15 protein-coding genes and 1 pseudogene are annotated in these 24,783 nt (G+C 75.9%); 11 read left to right on the forward strand and 5 right to left on the reverse strand.

The features are described from left to right. Positions 1 to 248: 248 nt before the first annotated feature. Positions 249 to 1,133 (forward strand): aldo/keto reductase, encoded by an 885-nt coding sequence (locus tag NT8_RS15855; protein WP_067970004.1) that lies wholly within the window; start codon positions 249 to 251, stop codon positions 1,131 to 1,133. A gap of 39 nt (positions 1,134 to 1,172) precedes the next feature. On the opposite strand, the gene NT8_RS15860 is transcribed toward NT8_RS15855, so the two are convergent. Continuing rightward, a complete protein-coding gene (locus tag NT8_RS15860; RefSeq protein WP_067970007.1) occupies positions 1,173 to 1,808 on the reverse strand; it encodes an AAA family ATPase in 636 nt (211 codons plus the stop codon). A gap of 1,444 nt (positions 1,809 to 3,252) precedes the next feature. Here NT8_RS15860 and NT8_RS15865 point away from each other — a divergent pair. Both NT8_RS15865 and NT8_RS15870 read left to right on the forward strand, forming a co-directional pair. Continuing rightward, positions 3,253 to 3,777, forward strand: a complete 525-nt coding sequence (locus NT8_RS15865; RefSeq protein WP_067970010.1) for a lytic polysaccharide monooxygenase auxiliary activity family 9 protein — start codon at positions 3,253 to 3,255, stop codon at positions 3,775 to 3,777. An 863-nt stretch (positions 3,778 to 4,640) separates the two neighbouring features. Further along, positions 4,641 to 6,179: pseudogene (locus NT8_RS15870) on the forward strand (SpoIIE family protein phosphatase); the annotation flags it as partial. A 30-nt stretch (positions 6,180 to 6,209) separates the two neighbouring features. On the opposite strand, the gene NT8_RS28705 reads toward NT8_RS15870, so the two are convergent. Then, positions 6,210 to 7,820 (reverse strand): SLC13 family permease, encoded by a 1,611-nt coding sequence (locus tag NT8_RS28705; RefSeq protein ID WP_084468987.1) that lies wholly within the window; start codon positions 7,818 to 7,820, stop codon positions 6,210 to 6,212. Positions 7,821 to 7,994: 174 nt separating this feature from the next. Here NT8_RS28705 and NT8_RS15885 point away from each other — a divergent pair, with 174 nt between their 5' ends. The 3 genes from NT8_RS15885 (at position 7,995) to NT8_RS15895 (ending at position 10,974) form a co-directional block, all read left to right on the forward strand. Further along, positions 7,995 to 8,894, forward strand: coding sequence for a LysR family transcriptional regulator (locus tag NT8_RS15885; RefSeq protein WP_067970018.1), 900 nt, complete (start codon positions 7,995 to 7,997; stop codon positions 8,892 to 8,894). Between the two features lie 57 nt (positions 8,895 to 8,951). Next, entirely contained in the window at positions 8,952 to 10,001 is a 1,050-nt protein-coding gene (locus tag NT8_RS15890) for a tartrate dehydrogenase (protein ID WP_067970020.1), read from the forward strand. Positions 10,002 to 10,182: 181 nt separating this feature from the next. Continuing rightward, positions 10,183 to 10,974 (forward strand): carbon-nitrogen hydrolase family protein, encoded by a 792-nt coding sequence (locus NT8_RS15895; protein ID WP_067970022.1) that lies wholly within the window; start codon positions 10,183 to 10,185, stop codon positions 10,972 to 10,974. A 29-nt stretch (positions 10,975 to 11,003) separates the two neighbouring features. Here NT8_RS15895 and NT8_RS15900 read toward each other — a convergent pair whose 3' ends face one another. Continuing rightward, positions 11,004 to 12,161, reverse strand: coding sequence for an MFS transporter (locus NT8_RS15900; RefSeq protein ID WP_067970025.1), 1,158 nt, complete (start codon positions 12,159 to 12,161; stop codon positions 11,004 to 11,006). Positions 12,162 to 12,504: 343 nt separating this feature from the next. On the opposite strand from NT8_RS15900, the gene NT8_RS15905 reads away from it, so the two are divergent. After that, the gene (locus NT8_RS15905) at positions 12,505 to 13,329 is read left to right on the forward strand and encodes a TIGR02452 family protein (protein WP_067970029.1); all 825 of its coding nucleotides are present in this window, start codon (positions 12,505 to 12,507) and stop codon (positions 13,327 to 13,329) included. 46 nt (positions 13,330 to 13,375) lie between these two features. On the opposite strand, the gene NT8_RS15910 is transcribed toward NT8_RS15905, so the two are convergent. Further along, positions 13,376 to 14,803 (reverse strand): ABC transporter substrate-binding protein, encoded by a 1,428-nt coding sequence (locus NT8_RS15910; protein WP_084468988.1) that lies wholly within the window; start codon positions 14,801 to 14,803, stop codon positions 13,376 to 13,378. A gap of 621 nt (positions 14,804 to 15,424) precedes the next feature. Between NT8_RS15910 and NT8_RS15915 the strand changes: the two genes are divergently transcribed. Together NT8_RS15915 and NT8_RS15920 are read left to right on the forward strand one after the other, a co-directional pair. Further along, positions 15,425 to 16,357: a carbohydrate ABC transporter permease gene (locus tag NT8_RS15915; RefSeq protein WP_067970036.1), complete on the forward strand. Its 933-nt coding sequence runs from the start codon at positions 15,425 to 15,427 to the stop codon at positions 16,355 to 16,357. Then, on the forward strand, positions 16,354 to 17,181 hold the full coding sequence (locus NT8_RS15920) for a carbohydrate ABC transporter permease (RefSeq protein ID WP_067970038.1): 828 nt from the start codon (positions 16,354 to 16,356) through the stop codon (positions 17,179 to 17,181). Before NT8_RS15915 ends, NT8_RS15920 begins: the two co-directional genes overlap by 4 nt. 41 nt (positions 17,182 to 17,222) lie before the next feature. Here NT8_RS15920 and NT8_RS15925 read toward each other — a convergent pair whose 3' ends face one another. After that, the gene (locus NT8_RS15925) at positions 17,223 to 20,171 is read right to left on the reverse strand and encodes a type I polyketide synthase (protein ID WP_067970041.1); all 2,949 of its coding nucleotides are present in this window, start codon (positions 20,169 to 20,171) and stop codon (positions 17,223 to 17,225) included. A gap of 841 nt (positions 20,172 to 21,012) precedes the next feature. Here NT8_RS15925 and NT8_RS15930 point away from each other — a divergent pair. Both NT8_RS15930 and NT8_RS15935 read left to right on the forward strand, forming a co-directional pair. After that, positions 21,013 to 23,604 (forward strand): ATP-dependent Clp protease ATP-binding subunit, encoded by a 2,592-nt coding sequence (locus NT8_RS15930; protein WP_084468989.1) that lies wholly within the window; start codon positions 21,013 to 21,015, stop codon positions 23,602 to 23,604. A 47-nt stretch (positions 23,605 to 23,651) separates the two neighbouring features. Beyond that, complete coding sequence (locus NT8_RS15935; protein WP_245646204.1) at positions 23,652 to 24,728, forward strand: SDR family NAD(P)-dependent oxidoreductase; 1,077 nt, start codon at positions 23,652 to 23,654, stop codon at positions 24,726 to 24,728. Positions 24,729 to 24,783 lie beyond the last annotated feature (55 nt).

Genomic DNA, 24,783 nt, shown 5'->3' on the forward strand with positions numbered 1-24,783 from the left:
GCCGCCCGCGACCGCCTGGCGGCCACGGTGGTGGCGCTGCGCGACGCCCACGCGCCGGCGGACGGCGAACCGTGGACCCGGCGCTTCTCCGCCGAGGAGGTGCTCGCCGCCGAGCACGCCGCCTACGGCCTGCTGGCCGAGGCCGCCGCCCGCCCGGCCGCCGCCCCCGCCTGACCGCACCACCGGGTCCGCCGCGCCCGGCGGCGGCGGTCCCCTCCCACCGCCGCCGGTCGGCTTAACGTGGCCCCATGAGCGTCCCGACCCTGACCCTGAACAACGGCGTCGACATCCCGGCCATCGGGTTCGGCGTCTACCAGGCGGCCCCCGAGGAGACCACCGCCGCCGTCGAGACGGCGCTGGCGACCGGCTACCGGCACGTCGACACGGCGGCCGCCTACGGCAACGAGCGCGAGGTCGGGGAGGCGGTCCGCCGCTCCGGTCTCGACCGCGCCGAGGTCTTCCTGCAGACCAAGGTCTGGATCAGCGACTACGGGTACGACGCGACGCTGCGCGCCTTCGACAAGAGCGCGGGCAAGCTGGGGGCCGACCGGATCGACCTGCTGATCCTGCACCAGGCCCTGCCGGGCGAGTTCCACCTCACCATCGCGGCCTACCGGGCGCTGGAGCGGCTGCTGGCCGACGGCAGGGTGCGCGCGATCGGGGTCAGCAACTTCATGCCCGACCACCTCGCCCGGCTCCTGGCCGAGACCGGGGTCGTGCCCGCGGTCAACCAGATCGAGGTGCACCCCTACTTCCGCCAGTCCGACGTGCTCGCCTTCGACAGCGGGCACGGCGTCCTCGACCAGGCGTGGTCGCCCATCGGCGGCATCACCTTCTACCGCGACGGTGGCCACGGGTCCACGCTGGAGGACCCGCGCATCCTCGGCATCGCCCGGGCGCACGGCCGGACCCCGGCCCAGGTGATGCTGCGCTGGCACCTCCAGCAGGGCCGCCAGGTCATCCCCAAGTCGGTGACGCCCGCGCGGATCGCGGAGAACTTCGACGTCTTCGACTTCGAACTCGGCGCCGAGGAGCTGGCCGCCATCGACGCGCTCGACACGGGCGTGCGCGGCGGGCCCGAGCCCGAGGCGGTCACCCGGGAGGCCTTCGGGATGGACATCCCGGAGGCGTGAGGGCGCGCCCGGACGCCGGACCCGGCGGTCCGGCCCGCGTCAGCCGCCGCCGGAGGGGGGCGGGGTGGACGGGGGCCGGGCGGCGACGGCGGTGAGGACGGCGTCGGCCGCGGCGGCGGCCGACCGGTCGGCCCCGTTGTCGATGACGGTCCCGCCCACGTCGGCGGCGGCGTCCAGCAGCAGTTCCTGGAAGCGGACGGCCCGCGCGGCGAACCGGTCGATCAGGTGGCGCTCGTCCTCCGTCGCGTCGGGATGGCCCCCGCTGCGGCGGACGCGGGCGCGGAGCACGGCGGGGTCGGCGGTCAGCCATACGGCGGCCGTCCCGGGGACGCCGAGCCGGGCGGCGCGGGTCGGCCACACGGCCGACCCCTCCACGACCAGGCCCGCGCCGCCGTCGGCTCCGGCGGAGGCGACCAGGTCGGCGATGCGCGGCCACAGGCGCGCGTAGTGGTCGAGCACGGAGGCGATCAGCTCGTCCGTGCCGAGGGTGCGGTAGTGCTCGGCGACGTGCGGCGGGACCTCCCGCTCGGGGGTGCGCCACGGCCGCCCCGGGTGCCGGGCCAGGAGGTCGGTCGACACGTGGGCGAACCCGAGGCGGTCCGCGACCGCGCGGGCGGCCGTCGTCTTCCCGGTGTGCGACGTGCCCCCGATGAGTACCGCCCGTAGGTCCTCCACCCGGGCGACCCTACCGACCCGCCCGGTCCGCCGGGGCGGGTTCCGCGGGGTCGGCGCGGTGCGGCCGGGATTCGGCGCCGTAATCGTCCGGGTGCGCAGGGGAGCGGTGCAGGGGAGCGCGCCCTGGCCAATTAATAGGAAAGTTTCCTAAAATATGAGCGGTCGGCGGCGCGAATACCGTACTCGGCGGTGCGCGCATTCCGGGGCGGCGGCCCGGGTGCCGAAAGGGGCGAACCGCTCTCGACCGGGTATTTCCCTGCGGCGCCGATGCCGTCCGGGCGCCGCCGGGGCGGGGCGGGCCGCGCGGCGCCGCCCCGCGCCCGCGTCCCGGAGGGGCGGCGTACCTCCGGAGCCGTGCGGAACCCCTCGTGGGAGCGGATCGCGGCCGTGCGGGCGGCCCGGCGCCGGGCGCCGCCCGAGGGCGGGGCGCGGCGGCGGCGCGGTGGCGCGGCGGCCTCCGGGGGAAGGCGCGGGGGCGCCCTCGGGAGAGGGTGCGGCGCGGTGCCGTACCGCAGTGGCGCCGGGGCGCCGCCGCCGTTTCCGCGCGTCCGGGTGATTTTCCGGATGATGATTCCCGACTGTTTGTCATTGGTTTATCTCCGGGTGGAGACGAAGGGGATCGCGCGGGTGTCCGAGGAAAACGGATAATGGCCGATCGGGGCCATTTCCTCCGGCCTTTCTCCGGGGTGGCGGCCCCGGAGGGCGGGCGTCCCGGGCGAGGGGTCCGGCGGCGGGTCCGGCGGGCCGCCGGGGGAGCGGGCGGCGGTCGCTCGGGGGCGGCCGGGCGCGGAGCGCGCTCCCGCGCGGCGCGGTGGATGTGAAGGTGGGAGGCGTCTGAGGGGCGAGGGGGTGGCGCGCGTGGTGGTCCGCGGATGCCGGTGAAGTCTGGCCTCCGGGTAAGTGGACTGTTACCGGTTGTGCATTGCACAACCCGGCGCGGGCAGACCGCGCGCACCCCGCCGCGCGTGGACGGGCAGGTGGAAGCGGCTCCGGTGCATTCGCGCGGCGCAATACCGGATCGGGTGCGCGCCGGGGGAATGCGCGCCCTTTCCGATTTGATTTCCGCGCTCCGCAGCGCCGCCCGGCCGCACCCCCTCTTGACCGTCCGTGAACGCCGAATTACGGTTTCGCTCGGATTGGTGATGCGATTCCGGGCGGTCCGGCCGGCGGCCGTCCGGAGCCACCGCGGAGCCTCTCCGCCGCGCGGGTCACCCCCCCCGCCGGCACCCTCACCCGACGAAGCCGAGGGGACCGATGCGCACCACACGATTCCCCCACCGCACCGCGGCCCCGGGCCGCCGTGCGACGGGCGGCGGCGCGCCGGTCCCTCACCGGGGGCCTTCCGCGGCCCCTGCTCCCCCGCACCCGCTCCGCGCCCCCGCGTCCCCGGGACGCGCCTCCGGCCGTTCCCCGGGGGGCGCGGAACATCCCAGAAGGACCTGGCATGAAACTGAAGAGAAGGCTCCTGTCCGCCGCGGCCGTCGCCGCCGCCGCGCCCCTGTTCTTCGCGGTGCTGCCCTCGGGGACCGCCTACGCCCACGGCTACGTCTCCTCTCCGGCCAGCCGGCAGGCCCAGTGCGCGGCCGGCACCGTCTCCTGCGGCGCCATCCGGTGGGAGCCGCAGAGCGTCGAAGGCCCCAAGGGCCTGCGCGACTGCGCCGGCGGCAACAGCCGGTTCGCCGAACTGAACGACGACAGCAAGGGCTGGCGGGTCCACAACGTCGGCACCTCGGTGCCCTTCACCTGGACCCTGACGGCGCGGCACCGCACGAGCACCTGGGACTACTACATCGGCAACACCCGCGTCGCGTCGTTCAACGACAACGGCGCCCAGCCCCCGGCCTCCGTCACCCACAACATCAACCTGAGCGGCTACCGCGGCCATCAGAAGCTGCTCGCCGTGTGGAACGTGTACGACACCGCCAACGCCTTCTACGCCTGCGTCGACCTCAACGTCGGCGCCGCCTGACCCGGCGGACGCCCCCTGCCCCGTCGGCCCCGGCCGCACGGTCCGCCGTGCGGCCGGGGCACGCACCCCCGGCCGCGCCCCGCGCCCCCCGCCGCGCACCCGCCCACGAGGCGGTGCGCGGCGGGCACCACCCTCCGCACCACCCCTCCCGACCGTCCCGCTCCCCGCCCCCGCCGCGCTGGCGCGGCTCCTCGGCGCCCCCCGGGGCCGCGCGTATCCTCAGGTCATGGGCCCGCGCCGGGCCGTCGGCCCGGAGCGCGGCCGCGTCCGACCAGTCGGCGACGGGGGGAGCCGTGCACGAGGAGAGCGCGCCGCACGAGCGCCCCCGCCCGCGCAGCGGGCTCATCCGCCTCGGCGAGGACTTCACCGCCCTGCTCGACGGCCTCGGCGCGCACGCCGGCGGCGTCTTCCTGCTCACCCCCGGCGAACCCGTCCTCGCCCTCGCCGTCCTGGCCGGGCTGCCCCGCGCCATCACCCGCCCCTGGGAGCGCGTCCGCACCTCCGTCTCCCTGCCCGTCGCCGACGCCCTGCGCGAACGCCGCACGGTGTGGGTCGGCGGCGCCGCCGAGATGGCGCGGCGCTACCCGCGCACCGCCATCACCCTGCCCTACGAGTTCCCCCTCGCCGCCGTCCCCCTGGCCTCCACCACCACCGTGTACGGCGCGGTGTTCGTGCTGTGGCCCGGCGGCCACCCCGACCGGCTGGGCCCCGGCGAACGCGCCCGCCTCGCCGCGGGGGCGGCCCACCTCACCGCCGTCCTCGCCGACGCCGACCGCGCCGGGCGCCCCGTGCGCGCCCCCGTCCGGCCGCACACCCCCGCCGTCGCGGCCGACGCCGACCCGCTCCCCGCCATGGTCGCCCGCATGCCCGACGGCATGTGCGCCCTGGACACCGAGGGCCGGCTGACCGTGGTCACCTCCGCTGCGGCCGACCTGCTCGGCGCGCCCGTCGACCGGCTCCTCGGCGAGGTCCCCTGGGCGGTGCTGCCGTGGCTGCGCCACCCGCTGTTCGAGGACCGCTACCGCGCCGCGGTGATGAGCCGCCGGCCCACGGCGTTCACCGCGCTGCGCCCGCCCGGCCGGTGGCTCTCCTTCGACCTGTACCCCGACACCACCGGCATCAGTGTCCGGGTCACCCCCACGCGCCCCCGCTACACCCGCGCCTCCGGCGCGGACACCGGGCCCGCCGACGACCCCGCCGCCTCCGTCAGCGCAGGGGCGATCTACCACATCCTGCACCTGGCCAGCGCGCTCACCGAGGCCGTGGGCGTGCGCGACGTCGTGGACCTCGTCGCCGACCAGATCATGCCCGCGTTCGGCGGCCGCGCCCTGGCCCTGCTCGCCGCCCGCAGCGGGCACCTGTGCGTCATGGGCTCGCGCGGCTACCCGTCCGAGACCGTCGCCGCCTTCGACAGCACCCCGCTGACCCTGCGCACCCCCGGCGCCCGGACCCTGCTCACCGGCGTCCCCGCCTTCATCGAGTCCCCCGCCGAACTGGAGCGCGCCTACCGGGGGCGCGCCGACGCCCACGCCGACGGCGGCCTCGCGGCGTGGGCGTTCCTGCCGCTCATCACCTCGGGGCGCTCGGTGGGCGCCTGCGTGCTGGCGTTCGGCCGGCCGCGGCGCTTCCCGGTGGAGGAGCGCGTCGTGCTCAACGCGCTCGGCGGCCTCGTCGCCCAGGCGCTGGAGCGCGCCCGCCTCTACGACGCCAAGCAGGACCTCGCCCACGGCCTCCAGGTCGGCCTGCTGCCCCGCGCCCTGCCGCGCGTGCCCGGCCTGGCGGCCGCCGCCCGCTACCTGCCCGGCACCGAGGGCATGGAGATCGGCGGCGACTTCTACGACCTGATCCGCGTCGACGCCGACACCGTCGCCGCCGTCATCGGCGACATCCAGGGCCACAACGTGGGCGCGGCCGCCCTCATGGGCCAGGTGCGCACCGCCGTGCGCGCCTACACCGCCACCTCCGGCGGCCACCCCGGCGAGGTGCTGGCCCTCACCAACCGGATGCTCGTGGACCTCGACCCCGGGCTGTTCGCGAGCTGCGTCTATTTCCGCGCCGACCTGCGCCGCGCCACCGCCGAACTCGCCCGCGCCGGCCACCCGCAACCGCTGCTGCGCACGCCCGACGGCCGCGCGCGGGTGCTCGACGTCCCCGGCGGGGTGCTGCTCGGGGTCCTCCCCGACGCCCACTACCCGCGGGTGCGGGTGCCGTTCGGGCCGGGGTCGGTGCTCGCCCTCTACACCGACGGGCTGGTGGAGGAGCCCGGGACCGACATGGACGACGCCGTCGCCGCGCTCGCCCGCCGCCTGGAGCGGGTGGGCGGCGACGACCTGGACGCGGCGGTCGCCGACCTCACCCGCGGGGCCGCCGAGGCGTCGCAGCGCAGCGACGACGTCGCCCTGATGCTGCTGCGCCCCGGCGGCCCCGGGCCGTCACCCGCCGATACCGGTGATGGCGACCATGACCGGCAGCCCGAAGATGATGAGCAGGGCGCCGGCGACGTCGAAGGTGATGCCCGACCGGATCATGGTGGTGATGCGCACCGCCCCCGACCCGTAGGCGATGGCGTTCTGCGGGGTCGACACCGGGAGCATGAACCCGAATGACGCCGCGAACGTGGCCGCCAGGGCGGGCACGAACGGGTCGACCCCCGCCGCCATCGCGATCGGGATGACGATCGGCACCACCACCGCCGCGGCCGCCGTGTTGCTGGTGGTCTCCGACACCACGATGGCCAGCACCACGGCGAACGCCGTGATCGCGAAGACGCTGGTCAGCCCGAGCGCGTCGGAGGCCGACGCGCCGATGGTCTCGGCCAGCCCGGTCGATTCCAGCAGGCTGCCGAAGATGATGCCGGTGCCGAACAGCAGGATGGTGCCCCAGTCGATCCGGGCGGCGTCGCTCCAGTTGAGGGTGAACTCGCGCCGGCGCCAGTCGGTGGGCAGCAGGAACAGCAGCGCCGCGCCCAGCACCGCGACGACGCCCTCGTTGAGCCGGCCGCTGACGGTCTCGTACACAGCGGAGTCGGTGCCCGCCGCCAGCGCCACCACGCCCGGCAGGATCCACAGCGTGACGGTCACCCCGAACGCCACCAGGGTGTTCTTCTCGCCCCGCGACATCCGCCCCAGGGCGGCGCGCTCGGCCCGCACGTACTCCTCGACGCCCTCGATGCGCCGGATCTCCGGCCGGTTGAGCAGCAGCAGGACCACGCACAGCAGCGCGAACATGATCGCGCATAGGGGCACCGCGGTGGCCATCCACTGGGCGAAGGAGATGCGCTCGCCGGTGGCCTCCTCGATCAGGCCGCGGCCGATGAGGTTGGGCGGGCTGCCCACCGGGGTCAGCAGGCCGCCGACGCTGGCCCCGTAGGCGAGCATCAGCACCAGCGCCGCGCCGACGCGCAGCCGCAGCGGGTCGAAGTCGGGCGCGACCAGGCCCTTGTCCTGGAGCAGCTTGGCGATGACCGCGAGCAGGCCCAGCGCCGTCGGCAGCAGCATGGCCACCGTCGCCGTGTTGGACACGAACGCCGACAGCAGGCAGGTGATGGCGCCGAACGCCATGATCAGCCGCGGGGTGGAGTTGCCGACGCCCGGCAGCGACAGGATGCGGAACGCGAACCGCCGCGCCAGCCCTTGCTGGAGCATGGCCTGCGCCAGGATGAACGCCCCGATGAAGGTGAAGATGGTCGAGGAGCCGAACGGGGCCAGCGCCTCGTCGGCGGGCGCCGCGCCCAGCACCACGATCGCGCCGACGCCGATGAGCCCGCCGATCGGGATGGGCACGGGCTCGGTCACCCACAGCACGATGACGCCGAGCAGGACGCCGGCGAGCGTGTGCTGGGCCGGGTCGAGGTTCAGGGGCAGCAGCAGGAAGACGACCGAGACCAGTGGCGCCAGCCAGAACCCGGTGGTGCGGCGGGCCTTCTCGAACCGCTCCTCGGCCGGCGACAGCCGCTGCTCGCCGAGGCTGCGGTAGGTGGCGCCGCCGAGCAGCGCCTCGTCGACGTCGGTTCTCTCGGGGGGCCGAGCCTCGTCGGATGCCATGGGGGGTCGCTCCTTCAAGGGCCGGAGTCCGCCGACCGGCGGACATCCATCGGAAACCTTCCGATCATTCAAGGACCCGGTGCGCCACCGGTCCAACACCCGTTGGCTACTTGTGTGCAAGGCTGTGCCTATAGGTCGCGCGGGGCGCGTGGTGCGCACGGGACGGGGGACAGGGTGGACGTCCGGCAACTGGAGTACTTCCTCGCCGTCGTCGACAACGGCGGCTTCAACCGGGCGGCCCGGGCCCTGTTCATCGCCCAGCCGTCGCTGTCGCAGGCCGTGCGCACCCTGGAGAAGGACCTCGGCAGCCCGCTGTTCCACCGCCTCGGCCGGCGCGTCGTACTCACCGAGGCCGGGCACGCGCTCATCGAACCCGCCCGGCAGGCCGTGCGCAGCCTGGAGGTCGCGCGGGCCAGCGTCGACTCGGTCACCGGCATGCGCACCGGGCGCATCGGCATCGCCTCCATGCCCTCGCCCGCCGTGGAGCCGCTGAGCAGCATGATCCACCGTTTCGCCGGGCGCTACCCGGGGGTGGAGCTGGTGCTGCGCGCCGCGCCCGTCCCGCACGCCGTCATCGACGCGGTCCGCAGCGGCGCCACCGAACTGGGGCTGCTGTCGGCGCGCGAACTGCCCGCGGTCTCCGACGTCCGGCTGCACCCCGTCGAACGGCAGCGGTTCGTGCTGGTCGCCCCGCCCGGCGGCCCGTTCACGCCCGGCGCCCCGCTGCCCCGCGAGCGCCTGGCCGGGCAGCGGCTCATCGTCGGCGAGCCCGGGACCGGGATGCGCCGGCTGGCCGAGGAGATCCGGATGTCGGGCGTCGACGTGACGATCGCCGTGGAGTCGGAGCACCGCGAGGCGCTGCTGCCGCTGGTCCTCAAGGGCGTGGGGGTGGCCATCATGGCCGAGGCGTGGCGCCCACTGGCCGAGCGCGCCGGGGCGGTCGTCTGCGACCTCGACCCGCCCGCCCACGTCCACCTGGCGCTCGTCAGCCGCACCGGCCCGCTCACCCCGGCCGCCGCCGAGTTCCTCGCCGTCGCCCTCGCGGCCGACACCGCGGATAGAACGCGCCTATAAGGGGCATCGAGGGGCCGTCTTGGACGCCGGACCCCCGGCGTTGCTTGAATCGTGGCCATGACGACGCACCGCATCGCCGTGATCCCCGGAGACGGGATCGGCCACGAGGTCACCCCCGCCGCGCTGGAGGTCCTGAACGCCGTCGGGCGCGCCCACGGCATCGACTTCGCCTACCAGGAGTTCGACTGGTCGTGCGACACCTACCTGCGCGAGGGCGCGATGATGCCCGAGGACGGCATCGACCGGCTGCGCGGCCACGACGCCGTGTTCCTCGGCGCCGTCGGCGCCCCCGGCGTGCCCGACCACATCTCGCTGTGGGGGCTGCTCATCCCCATCCGCCGGGCCTTCCGCCAGTACGTGAACCTGCGCCCGGTGCGGGTCTTCACCGGCATCGACAGCCCGCTGCGCGACGCCCGCGACATCGACCTGGTGGTCGTCCGCGAGAACGTGGAGGGCGAGTACAGCGAGGTGGGCGGCCGGCTCAACCGCGGCTTCCCCGAGGAGATGGCGGTCCAGGAGTCGGTGTTCACCCGCGCCGGGGTCACCCGCGTCGTCGACTTCGCCTTCGCGCTCGCCGCGGGCCGCCGCAAGCACGTCACCTCGGCGACCAAGTCCAACGGCATCGTGCACACCCTGCCGTTCTGGGACCAGATCGTCGCCGAGCGCGCCGCCCTCAACCCCGGCGTCTCCTGGGGCCAGGAGCACATCGACGCGCTGTGCGCCAAGCTCGTCCTGGACCCGGGGCGGTTCGACGTCCTCGTCGGCTCCAACCTGTTCGGCGACATCCTCAGCGACCTCGCCGCCGCCGTCGGCGGCAGCATCGGCATCGCCCCCTCGGCCAACCTCAACCCCGAGCGGGAGTTCCCGTCCATGTTCGAGCCGGTGCACGGCTCGGCGCCCGACATCGCCGGACGGGGGATCGCCAACCCCATCGGCGCCATCTGGTCGGCGGCGCTCATGCTCGACCACCTCGGGCACGCCGAGGCCGGGGCCGGCGTGGTCGGCGCGATCGCCGGGGTCCTCGCCGAGACCGACGTGCGCACCGGCGACCTGGGCGGGTCGGCCACCACCGAGGAGTTCACCCGCGCGGTCCTCGCCCGGCTCTGACCCGGCGGCGGGCGGGCGCCGCGGGCGCCCGCCCGGGGCCGGAGGGTCGCGGAGAACGCCGGAACCGACCACGCGGTGTCCGCGCGCCCGACTGGCGGTCCGCGCCGGCGGTCCGCCACCCTGGAGGGGTGGGCGCGCGCCGAGGGGGTACGCGGTCCACCGGAGCGGAAGGACCACACACATGCGCGTCGCACTCTGCCAGATCGGGTCCACCGGCGACCCCGCCGCCAACCTCGCCGCCGTGCGCGACGGGGTCCGCGCCGCAGCGGAGGCGGGCGCCCGGCTGGCGGTGTTCCCCGAGGCCGCCATGGTCCGCTTCGGCGCCGACCTCGCGGCCGCCGCCGAACCCCTCGACGGCCCCTGGGCGACCGGGGTGCGCCGGGCCGCCGAGGAGGCCGGGATCGCCGTGGTGGCCGGGATGTTCACCCCGGGGACGGGCGGGCGGGTGCGCAACGTGCTGCTCGCCGCCGGGCCGGGCGTCGCCGCCGAGTACCGCAAGATCCACGTCTTCGACGCGTTCGGGCACCGCGAGTCCGACACCGTCGAACCGGGCGACACTCCGGTGGCCATCGAGGTCGACGGCGTCCGGATCGGCCTCACCACCTGCTACGACGTGCGGTTCCCGGAGCTGTACCGGCGGCTGGCGCGCGACGGAGCCGCCATGATCGCGGTCTGCGCGTCGTGGGGCGCCGGGCCCGGCAAGTCGGCGCAGTGGGAGCTGCTCACCCGCGCCCGGGCGCTCGACTCCACCTCCTGGATCCTGGCCTGCGGGCAGGCCGATCCGGCCGCCTGGGGCGAGGAGGTCACCGGCACCGCGCCGCGCGGCGTCGGCCGCAGCGCGGTCGTCGCCCCCGACGGCGCCGTGGCCGACGCGCTGGGCGCCGCCCCGGGCATGCTGGTGGCCGACGTCGACCCCGACGCGGCGGCACGGGTCCGGTCGGCGATCCCGGTGCTCGCCAACGCCCGCCTCTGACCGGCCCGCGCCCCGGCGGGAGACGGACGCTAGGCCGCCCCCGGAGCGGGGCGGGGGCGGCGGAGGAGCGCGGCGACCGCCGCGAGGCCCGCGCCGAAGGACACGAAGATCGCCGCGACGCCCAGCCCGCCCGCGACCGCGCCCGCCGCCAGCGGCAGGACGGTGGAGCCGAGGTGGTTGCCCGACATGCGCAGCGCCATGGCGGTCCCGCGCGCCCGCGGCGCGGCGGCGTCGGCCACCCACGCCATGGTGAGGGGCTGGCCGATGCCCAGCCCCAGCCCGGCCGCGGCGAGCGCGGCCGCCAGGGCCCACGCCGGCAGCGGGGCGGCCACCGCCGCCACGCAGACCGCCGAGAGCACCAGGCTGGCCACCAGTACCGCGTGCCGCCCGGCGCGGGCCACGGCCATGCCCATGAACGCCCGGGAGACCACCGAGGCGCCCGCGCGGACCGCCAGCAGCAGGCTCACCGTCGCGGCCGGGATGCCGCGCTCCTCGCCGAGCGCCGGGAGGTAGACGACGGTCATGTCGATGGCGGCGAGCACCATGAGGCTGGCCACGATGGCCGGGGTCACCCCCGGCGCGCGCAGCACCTCGGCGGCGCGCACGCGCGGCGCGGCGCCGGCCTTCGGTCGGGGCCGGTCGGGGGCGGGCATGCCGATGAGGGCGACCAGCGACCCGGCGGCGGCCACCGCGGTGCCCATGAAGGCGGGCACGGTCAGCGACGCGGGCTCGGACGCGGCGAGCGCGGACAGCAGCAGCGGGCCGAGGAGCTGCCCCGCCGACCCGGCCAGCGCGAACATGCCGAACCGGGAGTCGAACGCCGACCGAGGCGAACGGTTGGCCACCATCGCCTGGGCGGCGACCATCGCCAGGATCACGCCGGTCCCGGCGCCCGCCGCGCAGAGCAGGATCGCCCAGGGCGCGTAGGCGTAGGTGAGGCCGAGCGCGGACGCGGTGAGCAGCGCGCTGCCGGCGTAGTAGGCCGGGCGCTCGTCGTGCAGGTCGACCCAGCGGCCGATCGGCAGCGCCACCAGCAGCGGCAGCAGGGAGAACGCCGCGCTGAAGACGCCCAGCCAGACCGGGCCGAGGCCCATCTCCAGGGCGCGGTAGGAGATGACGGGGCGGATGGTGGAGAACGCTCCGTGGAACAGGGTTCCGTGCAGGAGGACACGAAGGAACCAATTCACCGGGTGATCCGATCTTCCCCCGCGCGGCGGCGGTGCGGTGCCCCGTGCGAGAGTTCGTTAGCGTAACTAACAGAAGTGCGCTCCACCCCTACCAACGGCGTCCGCGGATCGGCAACCTCCGTCTCGGCAGGTGGACGCTCCGCCGGTAGGTCCACCGCTCTGAGCTGCGGCGACGCGGGGGCGCATGACGCAGATCACCGGGCCCCGCCGGTCGCCGCGCCCGCGCGCCCCTCCCGGGGTGCCGGCCCGCCGCCGGAAAAACCGGTGGGCCGCGGCGGGGCGGGGGCGGTAGTGTTCCGCAGCGGCCGAGCGGACGGGAACGGCCCGGGGGAGGGGAGGACGCATGTCGCAGCGGATGCGGGAGCGGTGGCGCGAGACCCGCGAGGCGTTCGAGTCCGGGCGCTACTCCGCGGGCGGGCGGACGGTCGACCTCACCCCGCACCTGGCCGCCATGCGCGCCGGGGTCCGGCTCTACCGGCCCGGCGACGCCCCCGGCGCGCCCGCCCCGGGTGGCGGCGCCGCCACCCGGTTCGAGGTCACCGGCGAGAGCACGCTCGCGGCCGCCGTCCGGCTGGCCGGGGACGGCCCCGCCGACAGCGGCCGCCGGGTGGCCGCGCTCAACTTCGCGTCGGCCCGCAACCCCGGCGGCGGTGTGGCCGACGGCGCCCGCGCCCAGGAGGAGAGCCTGGCCCGCTCCAGCGCCCTGTGGGACGCGCTGGTGCGCTGCCCCGACTACTACGCCCACCACCGGGCCGACCGCGACCTGTTCTACAGCGATCACGTGATCTACGCCCCGGAGGTCCCGGTGTTCCGGGCCGACGACGGCGCCTGGCTGCCCGCGCCGGTCCCCGTGGCGTTCCTGACCTCGGCCGCGCCCAACCGGCGGATGATCGAGCGCAACCGGGCCGGCGACCCCGCGCTGGTCCCGGCCGTGCTCCGCCGCCGGGCGGGCGCGGTCCTCGCGGTGGCGGCCGACCAGGGCGCCCGCGACCTCGTCCTCGGCGCCTGGGGCTGCGGCGTGTTCGGCAACCGCCCGGCCGAGGTCGCGGCCGCGTTCGCCGACCACCTCCACGGCGGGTTCGCCGGGGTCTTCCACCGGGTGGTGTTCGCGATCCTCGACCGCGACCCCGCCGTCCGCACCCCGTTCGGGGACGCCTTCACGGGTTGAGCGCCCGCCGCCGCGCCGCCGGTCGGCGGCGCGGCGGCGGACGGTGTCACTCGGCCAGGTGCTCGCTCTGGAACGACTGCCAGTCGTCCTGGGCGCGGCCCAGGAACTCGTCGGTGTCGATCCGGCCGTCCATCAGCTCCTGGGTGCTGGAGGCCAGGGTGTCGTACATCGTGTCGGTGGCCCAGTCGAGGTAGCCCACCTGGCCGTCGTCGGCGAGCGTGGCCGTCACCGCCGCGATGGTCTCCTGGGCCAGTTCGTCGCGCCCCTCGACCTCGGGGGCGGTGACCGGGATGCGGCCGAGGTCGGCGAGCTGCTGGGCGAACTCGGTCTGCTGCTGCATGTCCAGGAACGCGGCGGCGGCGGGCAGCCGCTCGGTGGCGGAGTTGATGTGCCACGGCAGGCCGGACGAGCCCTGGGTGACGTGGCCGCCGCTCTCGCCCACGGGCGGCGCGAGGAAGCCGATGCCCTCGGCCTCCGCCTCGACCAGCGCCTCGGCGTTCCAGTCGCCGCCGATGAAGAACACGCCCTCGCCCTCACCGAACCGGGTGGTGGCGTCGGCCTCCGACAGGCCGTTGAAGCCCTCCTGGAAGTAGCCCTCCTCGGTCCACTCCACGAGTTTGTCGGCCGCGCGCACGTTGCCCTCGGTCACGAAGGTCGCGCCGTCGGTGCCGTTGATCCACTCGCTGATCTCCAGCGGCTCGCTGTAGGCGCCCTGGATGATGCCGAACACCTGGAACGCCGGGTACTGGTCGGCGTTGCCGAGGATGATCGGCTGCTCCCCGTTCTCCTTGGCGGCCGCCAGCGCGGCCTCCAGGTCGGCGAAGGTCTCGGGAGGCTCCAGCCCCAGGTCCTCCAGCTTGCGCTTGTTGTAGAAGACGCTGACGATCTGGGTCACCGGGTGCAGCCCGTAGAGGGTGCCCTGGCCGAAGCGCCGGCCGTCCTCGTCCCAGCGCATCGAGCCGAGGAACGACGGGCTGAGGTTCTCCTCCCAGCCGTAGGCGTCGGCGAGGTCGTCGATGGGCCGGATCAGCCCGCCCTGCACCAGGGCGCCGTCGACCGAGTACCCCTGGTTGCCCTGCACCAGGTCGGGCGCGTCGGCGCCGCCCGACTGGAGCGCGGGGACCACCGTCGCCGTGAGGTCGTCGAAGCTCTTGTAGGTGACGTCCACGGTGACGTTGGGGTAGGTCTCCTCGAACCGGGGGACCAGGGCCTCCAGGGTGCCCTGCTCGTTCTTGTCCGCCCAGACCCGCAGCGTGGTGTCGCCCAGGTCGGCGACATCGCCCTCGGTGAAGGGGGCGGTGACCGTCTCCTCCTCGCTCAGCCGGTACGGGCCGGACGCGTCGTCGCCGCCGGGCGGGCCGCACGACGAGGCGGCCAGGCACGCGGCCAGCACCGTCCCGAGGGCGCCGAGGGCGCGGCGCGCGGGGGCCGGTCCGGCGCCGGGTCCGCGGGAGGTCATGCGGAGAGAGGTCATCTCGGGTTCCTCCAGGGATTGGAATGGCTCCAAAGCCCCATGGGCGATGTGATCCCAAATGCTTAACAAGGGGCACTCCACGCAGTCCAGGTCAATTGGTCACCGTTTACCCCAGGTTCTCGAATCGTTACAAAGCGTCCCGGGGGCGGCCCATACCGGCGCGTGGCCCTCCGGAGGGTAGCGGTGAGCTGGACCGATGTCGACACGCCGGAAATCGGTGCGGGCTCGGCCCGCCGGGCGCCCGGCCGACGGCTTCTCCCGTGGTCGCGGGCCTTTTCCGTGGCGGTGCGACCGGAGAAAGCGACGTAGAGCACCAATGCGGTCAAAAGCCGGAAATAACGATAAAACACGCAGGAGGCGAACGCGGAACGCGGAGGAGGGCGTCACGCTCGGTCAACGGAAAGGGGCACGGAGCGGCGGACGGTGATCTTATGGTGCATAGCGAACAATTCGGTCATATCTCCGAAATGTTGCGTACGTCACCTCCTGCGGTTATGTAAGATCCCTCCGCATGAACCCCTTCCGTGCACCCGGCGGGCGCCGCCGCGGGGGCACCCGCCGCCGTCCCCACCCCCGGCCGGCGCAGCGGCCGGACGCACCCGCCGCGCCCGGTCCGCGGACGTGACCGCCCCGGCCGCCGCCGTCCGCGCGGCCGCCCCGCCCCGGCGGCGCGCCCCGGCCCGCCGTCGCGACTGGCCGGCGCTGCTCTACGTCGTCCCGGCGCTGGCGTTCTTCACCGCGTTCGTCCTCGTCCCCCTGGGCCAGGCCGTGTGGCTGAGCCTGTGGGAGTGGGACGGGGTGACCACCGCCACCTGGGCGGGCGCCGCCAACTACACCGCGGCCCTCGCCGACCCCGCGATCCTGGAGGCGCTGCGGCACTCGCTGGTGTTCGTGGTGTTCTACGCGCTGCTGCCGACCGCCGTGGGCCTCGCGCTCACCGCCCTGATGACGCGCGTCCGCATCCGCGGCCTGACGTTCTTCCGCGCCGCGCTGTTCGTCCCGCAGATCCTGTCCGGCGTCGTCGTCGCCGTCGCGTGGCGGTGGATGTACGACATCGACGGCCCGGTGAACGGCCTGCTCCGGCTGGTCGGCCTCGACGGCGCCGCCCGCTCCTGGCTGGGCGAGTTCTCCACCGCCCTGCCCAGCGTCGGCCTCGTCGGAACCTGGGTGATGTACGGCCTGTGCATGGTGCTGTTCCTCGCCGGCGCCCAGCGCATCCCCGCCGAACTGTACGAGGCCGCCCGCATCGACGGCGCCGGCCCGCTGCGGGAGTTCCTGACCGTGACCCTGCCCGGCCTGCGGCGCGAGACCGCGTTCGCGCTGGTCCTCACGGTCACCCAGGCGCTGCGCAACTTCGACATCGTCTGGAACACCACCTCCGGCGGGCCCGGCACCACCACGACGGTGCCCAGCGTCTACATCGTCCGCGCCGCGTTCACCACGCGCGACTACGGCACCGCCGCCGCCATCTCGGTGCTGCTGACCGTCCTCATCCTCGCCGTGACCGGCCTGGTACTGCTGCTGTTCCGGGAACGGAAGGGGGCGGCCGCGTGAGGGCCCGCCGCGAGACCGCACTCAGCCACACCGTCCTCGTCCTCGCGGTGGTCGTGGCGCTCTACCCGGCCATGGCCATCCTGTCCCTGGCGGTCAGCACGCCCGCCGCCCGCCCCACCCCCATGGGCCTGCCCCGCAGCTTCACGCTCGCCAACTTCGCCGAGGCCTGGACGGGCGGGCGGTTCGACAGCGCCCTGCTGTCCAGCGGGTTCGTCGGGGTCTGCGTGGTGGCCGCCACCCTGCTGCTCACCGTGCCCGCCGGCTACGCCCTGGCCCGGCTGCGCGTGCCGTTCGCCGGGGTCGTGCTCGGCGTGCTGCTGCTCGGCGTGGTCCTGCCCTACGAGGGCATCGTCATCCCGCTGTACCGGCAGATGCTCGACTGGGACCTCGTCAACACCTGGTGGGCGCTGATCCTGCCGCAGATCGGCCTGTCGACGTCGCTCGGCGTGTTCTGGATGCACACCTTCTTCTCCGGTCTGCCCGGCGCGCTCGGCGAGGCCGCCGCCATCGACGGCGCGTCCCGCGCGCAGACCCTGCTGCGCGTGTACCTGCCCAGCGCGGCGCCCGCGGTGGCCACCCTGGCCCTGCTGGTGTTCCTCTACACCTGGAACGACTTCCTGCTCGCGCTGGTGATGATCCCCGACGCCCCCGGGGTGCAGACCGCCCCGCTCGCCCTGTCGTTCTTCGCCGGCAACCGGCAGGCCGCCGACATCGGGGTGACCGCGGCCGCCGCCGTCATCGTCGCCCTGCCGCTCGTCGTGCTCTACCTGTTCCTGCAGCGCCGCTTCATCAGCGGCCTGCTCGCCGGAGCGGTCAAGGAGTAGCGGCCCCGGTGCCCGGCCGCCGGCCGGACACCGGGACCGCGTCAGTGCGCCGCCGCCGGGGCGGCCGCCGCCAGGCGCCGCGCCACCGCATCGGCGATGGTCCGCGCCACATCGGGCAGCGTGTCGTCGGGGGCGACCGCCACCTCGGTCCCGCTCAACCGGGCCGCACGGGCGCGCAGCCGCAGCAGGTCCAGCGACTCCAGGCCCAGGTCCAGCAGCGACTCCCCGGCCCCGATCTCGGTGGCCGCGCGCCCCGCGACCGCCCCGACCAGCTCCCGCACCAGGATTAGGGCGGCCTCGTAGCGCTCCCCGGGGGTCGACGCCGCGACAACGGCGTGGCCCAGGTGCGCCTGCTCGTCGCCGCGCGCCCGCGGCCGGTCCCAGACGCGCAGCGGCAGGGCCACCGCCGGCGCCGCCGCACGCGGCCGCGCAACGGCAAGCCCCCGGGTGCCGGCCTCGGCCAGCGCCCGCGCCATGTCGGCGGCCTCGTCGCCGTCGGCCCGGGTGCCCGTCACCACGGCGGGGTCGTCGCCGTCCCACCCGGACACGTCCGGCGCCGCCTCGGCCAGGGTGGCCATCAGCGACGGGGCCAGCACCGGCCGGGCGGCGACCTCGATGAGCACCGGCGTGCGCCGCCGCTCGGCCGCCCCCTCCGCCAGCGCGCGCACCGCCGGATACAGGCGGACCGGCGCGCGCAGCTGCCGCGCCCAGTAGTCGGCCCCCATGGCGGTGCCGTCGGCGCGCTCACCGGTCGCCGTCGACCACAGCGCCACCTCCCCCGGCGCGGGTGCGAGCCCCTCCAGGGCCCGGCCGAGCCGCCGCGCGTGGTCGGCGATCAGCGAGCTGTGCGCGGGGGCGTCGTCGGCGAGGAGCGTGGCCCGTACCCCGGCCTCCTTCAGCCGGGCGTACAGCGCCGCCAGCCTCGGTCGCGGACCGGCCACCACGGTGGAGTCCGGCCCGTTGCAGGCGGCCAGGTCGAGGCCGCCGCCCTCCCGGTCCAGCTCCGCCGCCGTCCGGTCGGCGGGCAGGCCGACCGCGAGCAGCCCGCCCAGCGGCGCCGACTCGGCCAGCAGCCGGCTGCGCTCGGCCACCAGCCGCGCCGCGTCGTCCAGGTCGAGCACCCCGGCCACGTGGGCCGCGGCGGCCTCGCCGAGGCTGTGGCCGACCACCGCCTCGGGCCGCACGCCCCATGACCGCCACAGCCGGGCCGACGCCACCTGGAAGGCGAACACGGCGGGCTGGACCGCGTCCATCCCGGACAGCGGCACATCGCCGCCCGGCCGCCACAGCCGCTCGGCCGGGACGTGCCGCGCCAGGGCCGCGAGCGCCTCGCGCAGGGCGTCGGCGAACACCGGCTCGGTGCGGACCAGGTCGCGGCCCATGCCCGGCCAGTGCGCGCCGTGGCCGGAGAACACCAGCACCGCGAACGGCCGCTCCGGGGCGGTGTGCGGGCCGACCAGCGCCGGGTGGGCGCGGCCCTCCGCCAGAGCGGCCAGCGCCGCGCCCGCCCGCGCCGGATCGGCCGCCACGACGGCCGCGCGCTCGGCCAGGTGGTCGCGGCGGTGGGTGGCGGTGTCGGCGACCGCGCCGAGGTCGGCCGCCGACGCCACCACGGGGGCCCAGCGGCCGGCGGTCGCGGTGAGGGACCTCCGGGAGCCCGCGGACACCGGGATGACGTGCGGCCGGGCCGCGCCGCGCCGGCGCGGGCGGGCGGGGGTCGGCCGCGCGGTGTCGGGGGGCGGCGCCTGCAGGACGGCGTGCGCGTTGGTGCCGCCGATGCCGAACGAACTGACCCCGGCCGTGGGCGGGTGGCCGCGCTCCGGCCAGGGCCGCACCTCGGTGGGCACCTCCAGCCCCATCCGGGCCAGGCCGCGCCGGGCCGGTGCGTGGTGCAGCACCGGGGGGATGCGCCGGTGCTCGATGGCGAGCGCGGTCGCGATCACCGAGACGAGGCCCGCCGCCCCCTCGGTGTGGCCGAGGTTGGACTTGACCGATCCCACCAGCAGCGGGTCGTCCGGGGCGCGGCCGCGCCCGAGCACCGCGCCCAGCGCCCGCGCCTCCACGCCGTCGCCCTCGGGCGTCGCCGTGCCGTGCGCCTGCACGTAGTCCACGTCGGCCGGGTCGATCCCCGCCCGCCCGTAGACCCAGCGCAGCAGCTCCGCCTGCGCCTCGGTACTGGGCTGGAAGATGCCGCGCGCCATCCCGGCGCCGTCGGCGTTGACCCCGGTGCCGCGGACGACGGCGCGCACCCGCAGGCCGTCGGCGCGGGCGTCCTCCAGGCGGCGCAGCACGACGACCCCGGCGCCCTCGGCGCGCACGAAGCCCTCGGCGTCGGCGGAGAAGGGGCGGCAGCGGCCTCCGGGCGCGAGCACGCCCGAGGCGCGGAACGCCCGGTTGCCGTTGTCGGTGAGCATGATGCCGCCCCCGCCGACCACGGCGGTGTCGACGGCCCCCGACTCCAGCGCCGTGACCGCCTGGTCCAGCGCGACGAGGCTGGAGGAGCAGGCGGTGTCGACGGTGATCGCGGGGCCGCGCAGATCGAAGTGGAAGGCGACCCGGGCCGCCAGGATGCTGGGCAGTGAGCCGATGACGTCGAGGAGGGTACCCCCCGCGCCCGGTGCCATGTTGATGGTGACCTGGTCGATCCCCGCCGAGCCGATCCACACGCCGGTGCGGCTGCCGCGCAGGGTGCGGGGGGCGATCCCGGCGTCCTGCAGCGCCTCGTCGGCGGTCTCGGCCAGCCAGCGCTGCTGCGGGTCCATCAGCGCCAGCTCCTCGTCGGGGATGCCGAAGTGGGCGGCGTCGAACCCCTCGAACTCCGCGGCGTCGAGGATCCCCCCCGGCAGGACGTGGGCCCGGTCCGCCAGGTGCGGAGCGGGGTCGGTGATCAGGTCGCGCCCGCCCTCCAGGGCGCGCCAGAAAGCCTCCGGGGTGGTGATCCCGCCCGGCAGGCGCACGGCCGTGCCGACGATGGCGGCGGTGCGGTTCATGCGGCATCCGCCTCCGCTCTCCGGCGCGGGGCGCGGCGGGCAGGGGTGCGTTGCGTACGGGGCTCGGGTGGGAAGGCGGGCAACATACCAACTCCGGTATCGCTCTAGCGGGGGAAGTGACGGGGGGTGGTGTGCGACCTGCACCCTGTGCGGTGGGCCAGTGTGGCAGTACCCCCCATGACCGAGCGTGCATCGGCCTCAGGGACGGTTGAAAGTGGAACAACGGCGTGATGTCGGCCTCTCCGGCCCTCCGCCGGCCCGTATCCGGGGTCCGCCGGTGCCGCCCGGCCCGTCACCATCCGTAGCGGGGTGTGGTCCTCGCAGGTCGCGGCCGCGGGCGAAGGCGGGCGGTCCGTTCGTGGGCGGGGTGGTGCGCTGCCGCGCGATGAGACGATACGGTCCGTGCCAAACCGCATATCGGTCGCGTCCAACGGTGTACGGGGAGATCTTCAATGACCTTCTGTGCCTGTCCGTAACCCGGGTGCCGGGTGGGGGGCACGGTGCGGACGGGGCCCGTTCGCCCCCTGGGAACCGGTGGCCGGCGACCGCCGCGGCACCGGCGGGCCCGGCCCGGGCGGCGCCCCGCCGCCCTCCGCCCCGGTCCGCCCGGTCGGGCGGCCGGTGATCGTTTCGCTCCCGGCAGCGGTGGGTAGCCGAGGCCCTTCATGGAGGCCCGCCGGTGAGCGGCGGCACCGCCGCGCCCGACGGCGGCCGCCGCACGGCGTCCCGGCCCGGCCGGCGCGCCCGAAGGGCGGCCTCCGACCGGGCGGAAGCCGGGCACGGCCGGCCGGGCGGCGGGGAACCCTCCGCGCCGCCCGCCCGCACCACGAGGAGGACACCGATGGCATACGACCGCCCCGGGGACGGCGGGTTCGACCCGCGGTCCTTCGAGGAGTTCCTGGCGCGCTTCTTCGGCGGGCCCGTCGGCCCGCGCCGCTCCGCCCAGCGCGTGGACCTGTCCCGGCTGATGGACGGCGAGGCCCGCGAGGTGGTCGCCGAGGCGCTCACCCGCGCGACCGACGCCGACCACACCGACCTGGACGCCGCCCACCTGCTGTGGGCGCTGCTGCGCTACGCGCCGGCCCGGGACCTGGTCGGCCGCACCGGGGCGGACCCCGACGCGCTGGAGCGCGCCGCCGAGGCGGAGGCCGAGCACGCGCCGCCGGCCGGCCCCGGGACGCCGATGCTCACCCCGTCGGCCAAGCGGACCCTGCTCGACGCCCACCAGATCGCCCGCGCCACGGGCCGCCGCTACATCGCGCCCGAGCACCTGCTGTTCGCGCTCGCCGTCAACGGCGAGTCCGCCTCGGGCCGGATGCTGGCGGAGTCGGGGGTCACCCCCGAATCGCTCCAGGGGGCGGAGCGGGCCGCGCACGGCGGGGCGGGGGCGCCCCCGGCGGCCGCCGGGACGCGGAGCGACACCCCCAACCTGGACGAGCACGGCACCGACATGACCGCGCTCGCCGCCGAGGGCCGGCTGGACCCGGTGGTGGGCCGCGACGACGAGGTCGAGCAGACCATCGAGGTGCTGGCCCGCCGGCGTAAGAACAACCCCGTCCTGATCGGCGACCCCGGCGTCGGCAAGACCGCCATCGTGGAGGGCATCGCCCAGCGCATCGCCGACGACGACGTCCCCGAGACGCTCAGCGGGCGCCGGCTCATCCAGCTCGACCTCGCCGGGGTGGTCGCCGGCACCCGCTACCGGGGCGACTTCGAGGAGCGGCTGAAGAACCTCGTGGAGGAGATCCGCGCCAACGCCGACCGGCTGCTCGTGTTCATCGACGAGCTGCACACCGTCGTCGGCGCGGGCGGCGCCGAGGGCGCCGTGAGCGCCGGCAACATGCTCAAGCCCGCGCTGGCCCGCGGCGAGCTGCACATCATCGGCGCCACCACCCTGGACGAGTACCGCAAGGACATCGAGAAGGACGCCGCCCTGGAACGGCGCTTCCAGCCCGTCCTGGTGTCGGAGCCCTCGGTCGAGGACACCGTGGAGATCCTGCGCGGGCTCAGCGACCGCTACGAGGCGCACCACCAGGTGCGGTTCAGCGACGAGGGCCTGGTGGCCGCCGCCGAACTCGCCGACCGCTACATCTCCGACCGGTTCCTCCCGGACAAGGCCATCGACCTGGTCGACCAGGCCGGCGCCCGGGTGCGGCTGCGCACCAAGACGCCCAGCGTCGACCTGCGCCGGCAGGAGGAGCGGCTGCGCGAACTGGAGGCCCGCAAGGAGGAGGCCGTCCGCGACGAGGACTACGAGCGGGCCACCGAGACCCGCGACGAGATCGCGCGCGTCCGCGGGTCCATCGCGCAGGCGCGCACCGCCAGCCCCACCCAGGTGCCCGAGGTCGGCGTCGACGACATCGCCGAGGTGGTCGCGCGCAGCACCGGCATCCCCGTCGCCCAGCTCACCCAGGAGGAGCGCGAGCGGCTGTCCCGGCTGGAGGAGCGGCTGCACACCCGCGTCATCGGCCAGGACGAGGCGGTCACCGCCGTGGCCGAGGCGATCCGCCGCTCCCGCACCGGCCTTGCCGAACCGGACCGGCCCATCGGCAGCTTCCTGTTCCTCGGCCCCACCGGCGTCGGCAAGACCGAGCTGGCGCGGGCGCTGGCCGAGGCCCTGTTCGGCTCCCAGGACCGCATGGTCCGCTTCGACATGAGCGAGTTCCAGGAGCGCCACACCGTCAGCCGGCTGGTCGGGGCGCCGCCCGGCTACGTGGGCTACGAGGAGGCCGGCCGGCTCACCGAGGAGGTCCGCCGCCACCCCTACAGCGTGGTGCTGCTGGACGAGATCGAGAAGGCCCACCCCGACGTCTTCAACCTGCTGCTGCAACTGCTGGACGACGGCCGGCTCACCGACGGCCAGGGCCGCACCGTCGACTTCCGCAACGTCGTCGTCATCATGACGAGCAACCTCGGCTCGGAGTTCATCACCGGCGGCGGCCCCATCGGCTTCACCGGCGGCACCACCGCCTCCGGCGACGCCACCCGCGACCGCATCATGGCCCGGCTGCGCGAGGAGTTCCGGCCGGAGTTCCTCAACCGCGTGGACGAGATCATCGTCTTCGCCAAGCTCGGCGACCGCGAACTCGCCCAGATCACCCGGCTGCTGCTGGACGGCACCGAGCGCCGGCTGCGCGCCCAGGACATCGACCTCGTGTTCACCGACGGCGCCGTCGACTGGCTGGCCGCCGCCGGGCACCAGCCCGAGTTCGGCGCCCGCCCGCTGGCCCGCACCATCCAGCGCAACGTCGGCAACCGGCTGTCGTCCATGCTGCTCGACGGCCAGGTGTCCCCGGGCGACCGCGTCGAGGTGGACCAGGGCCCCGACGGCCTCGCGTTCACCGTCCACCCGCGCCCGCGCACCGTGCCGCCGCACGCCGCCGACGCCCCGCCCGCCGGCGCCGCCGGCCCCGGACGGCCCGGCCACGCCTGAGGGGTGCCCGGTCCCGGGCACCCGCCCCCACCACCGAGAGGAACGACGTGCGCACGAGACCCCGCAGGACCCTGATCGGACTCGCCGCCGCAGCGGGGGTGGGCGCCGCCGCTGCCGCCGCCACCGCCCGCCGCCCCGAGGCCGACCTCACCGGAAAGGTCGCCCTGGTCACCGGCGGATCGCGCGGCCTGGGGCTGCTGCTGGCCCGCGAACTCGCCGGGCGCGGCTGCCGGCTGCTGATCTGCGCCCGCGACGCCGACGAACTGCGGCGGGCCGCCGCCGACCTCGCCGACCGCGGCGCCGACGTCCGGACCGTGCCGTGCGACCTGCGCGACCCCGAGGTCGGCGACGACCTCGTCGCCGCCGCCCGCTCCGCGTTCGGCCGCCTCGACATCGTCGTCAACAACGCCGGGGTCATCCAGGTCGCCCCGATCGACGCGCTGGAGGAGGAGCACTTCGCCGAGGCCATGGAGACGATGTTCTGGGGCCCGCTGCGCGTCACCCGCGCCGCGCTGCCCGAACTGCGCGCCAACCGCGGGCGGCTCGTCACCATCACCTCCATCGGCGGCCAGGTCAGCGCCCCGCACCTACTGCCCTACGCGTGCGCCAAGTACGCCGAACTCGCCCTGTCCGAGGGCCTCGACGCCGCGCTCGACGCCGACGGCGTCCGGGTCACCACGGTCGTCCCCGGCCTGATGCGCACCGGCTCCCACCGCCGCGCCGCGTTCGCCGGGCACCCCGAGCACGAGTTCGACTGGTTCGCGCTGAGCGCCGGGATGCCCGTGGTCTCGGTGGACGCCGAGCGCGCCGCCCGGCGCATCGTCGACGCCGTCGCCCGGGGCCGCCGCTACCTCGTTCTCACCCCATTGGCGCGGGCCGTCATCGCCGCGCGCGGCGCCAGCCCGGCGCTGACCCAGGCGGTGCTGCGGGTGGTCGACCGGGCCCTGCCGTCGATGCCCGACCACCCCGAGCAGCGCGGCGGCCTGGACGCCGGGGCGCCGGCCAAGCACCCGCTGCTGCGCCGGTTCACCGCCCTCAACGACCGGGCGAGCGCACGGTTCAACCAGATCCCCGCCCAGGCGCGCGCCGAGGAGGAGGCGGCGGACCGGCCCGCCGGAGGCTGAGCCCGCGGCACGGCGGACGCCACGGGCGCCGCCGCGACGCGAAGGGGCCGGCCCG

This window comes from Nocardiopsis trehalosi NBRC 14201 (genome assembly GCF_001552555.1).
GTDB classification, from domain to species: Bacteria; Actinomycetota; Actinomycetes; order Streptosporangiales; family Streptosporangiaceae; genus Nocardiopsis_B; species Nocardiopsis_B trehalosi.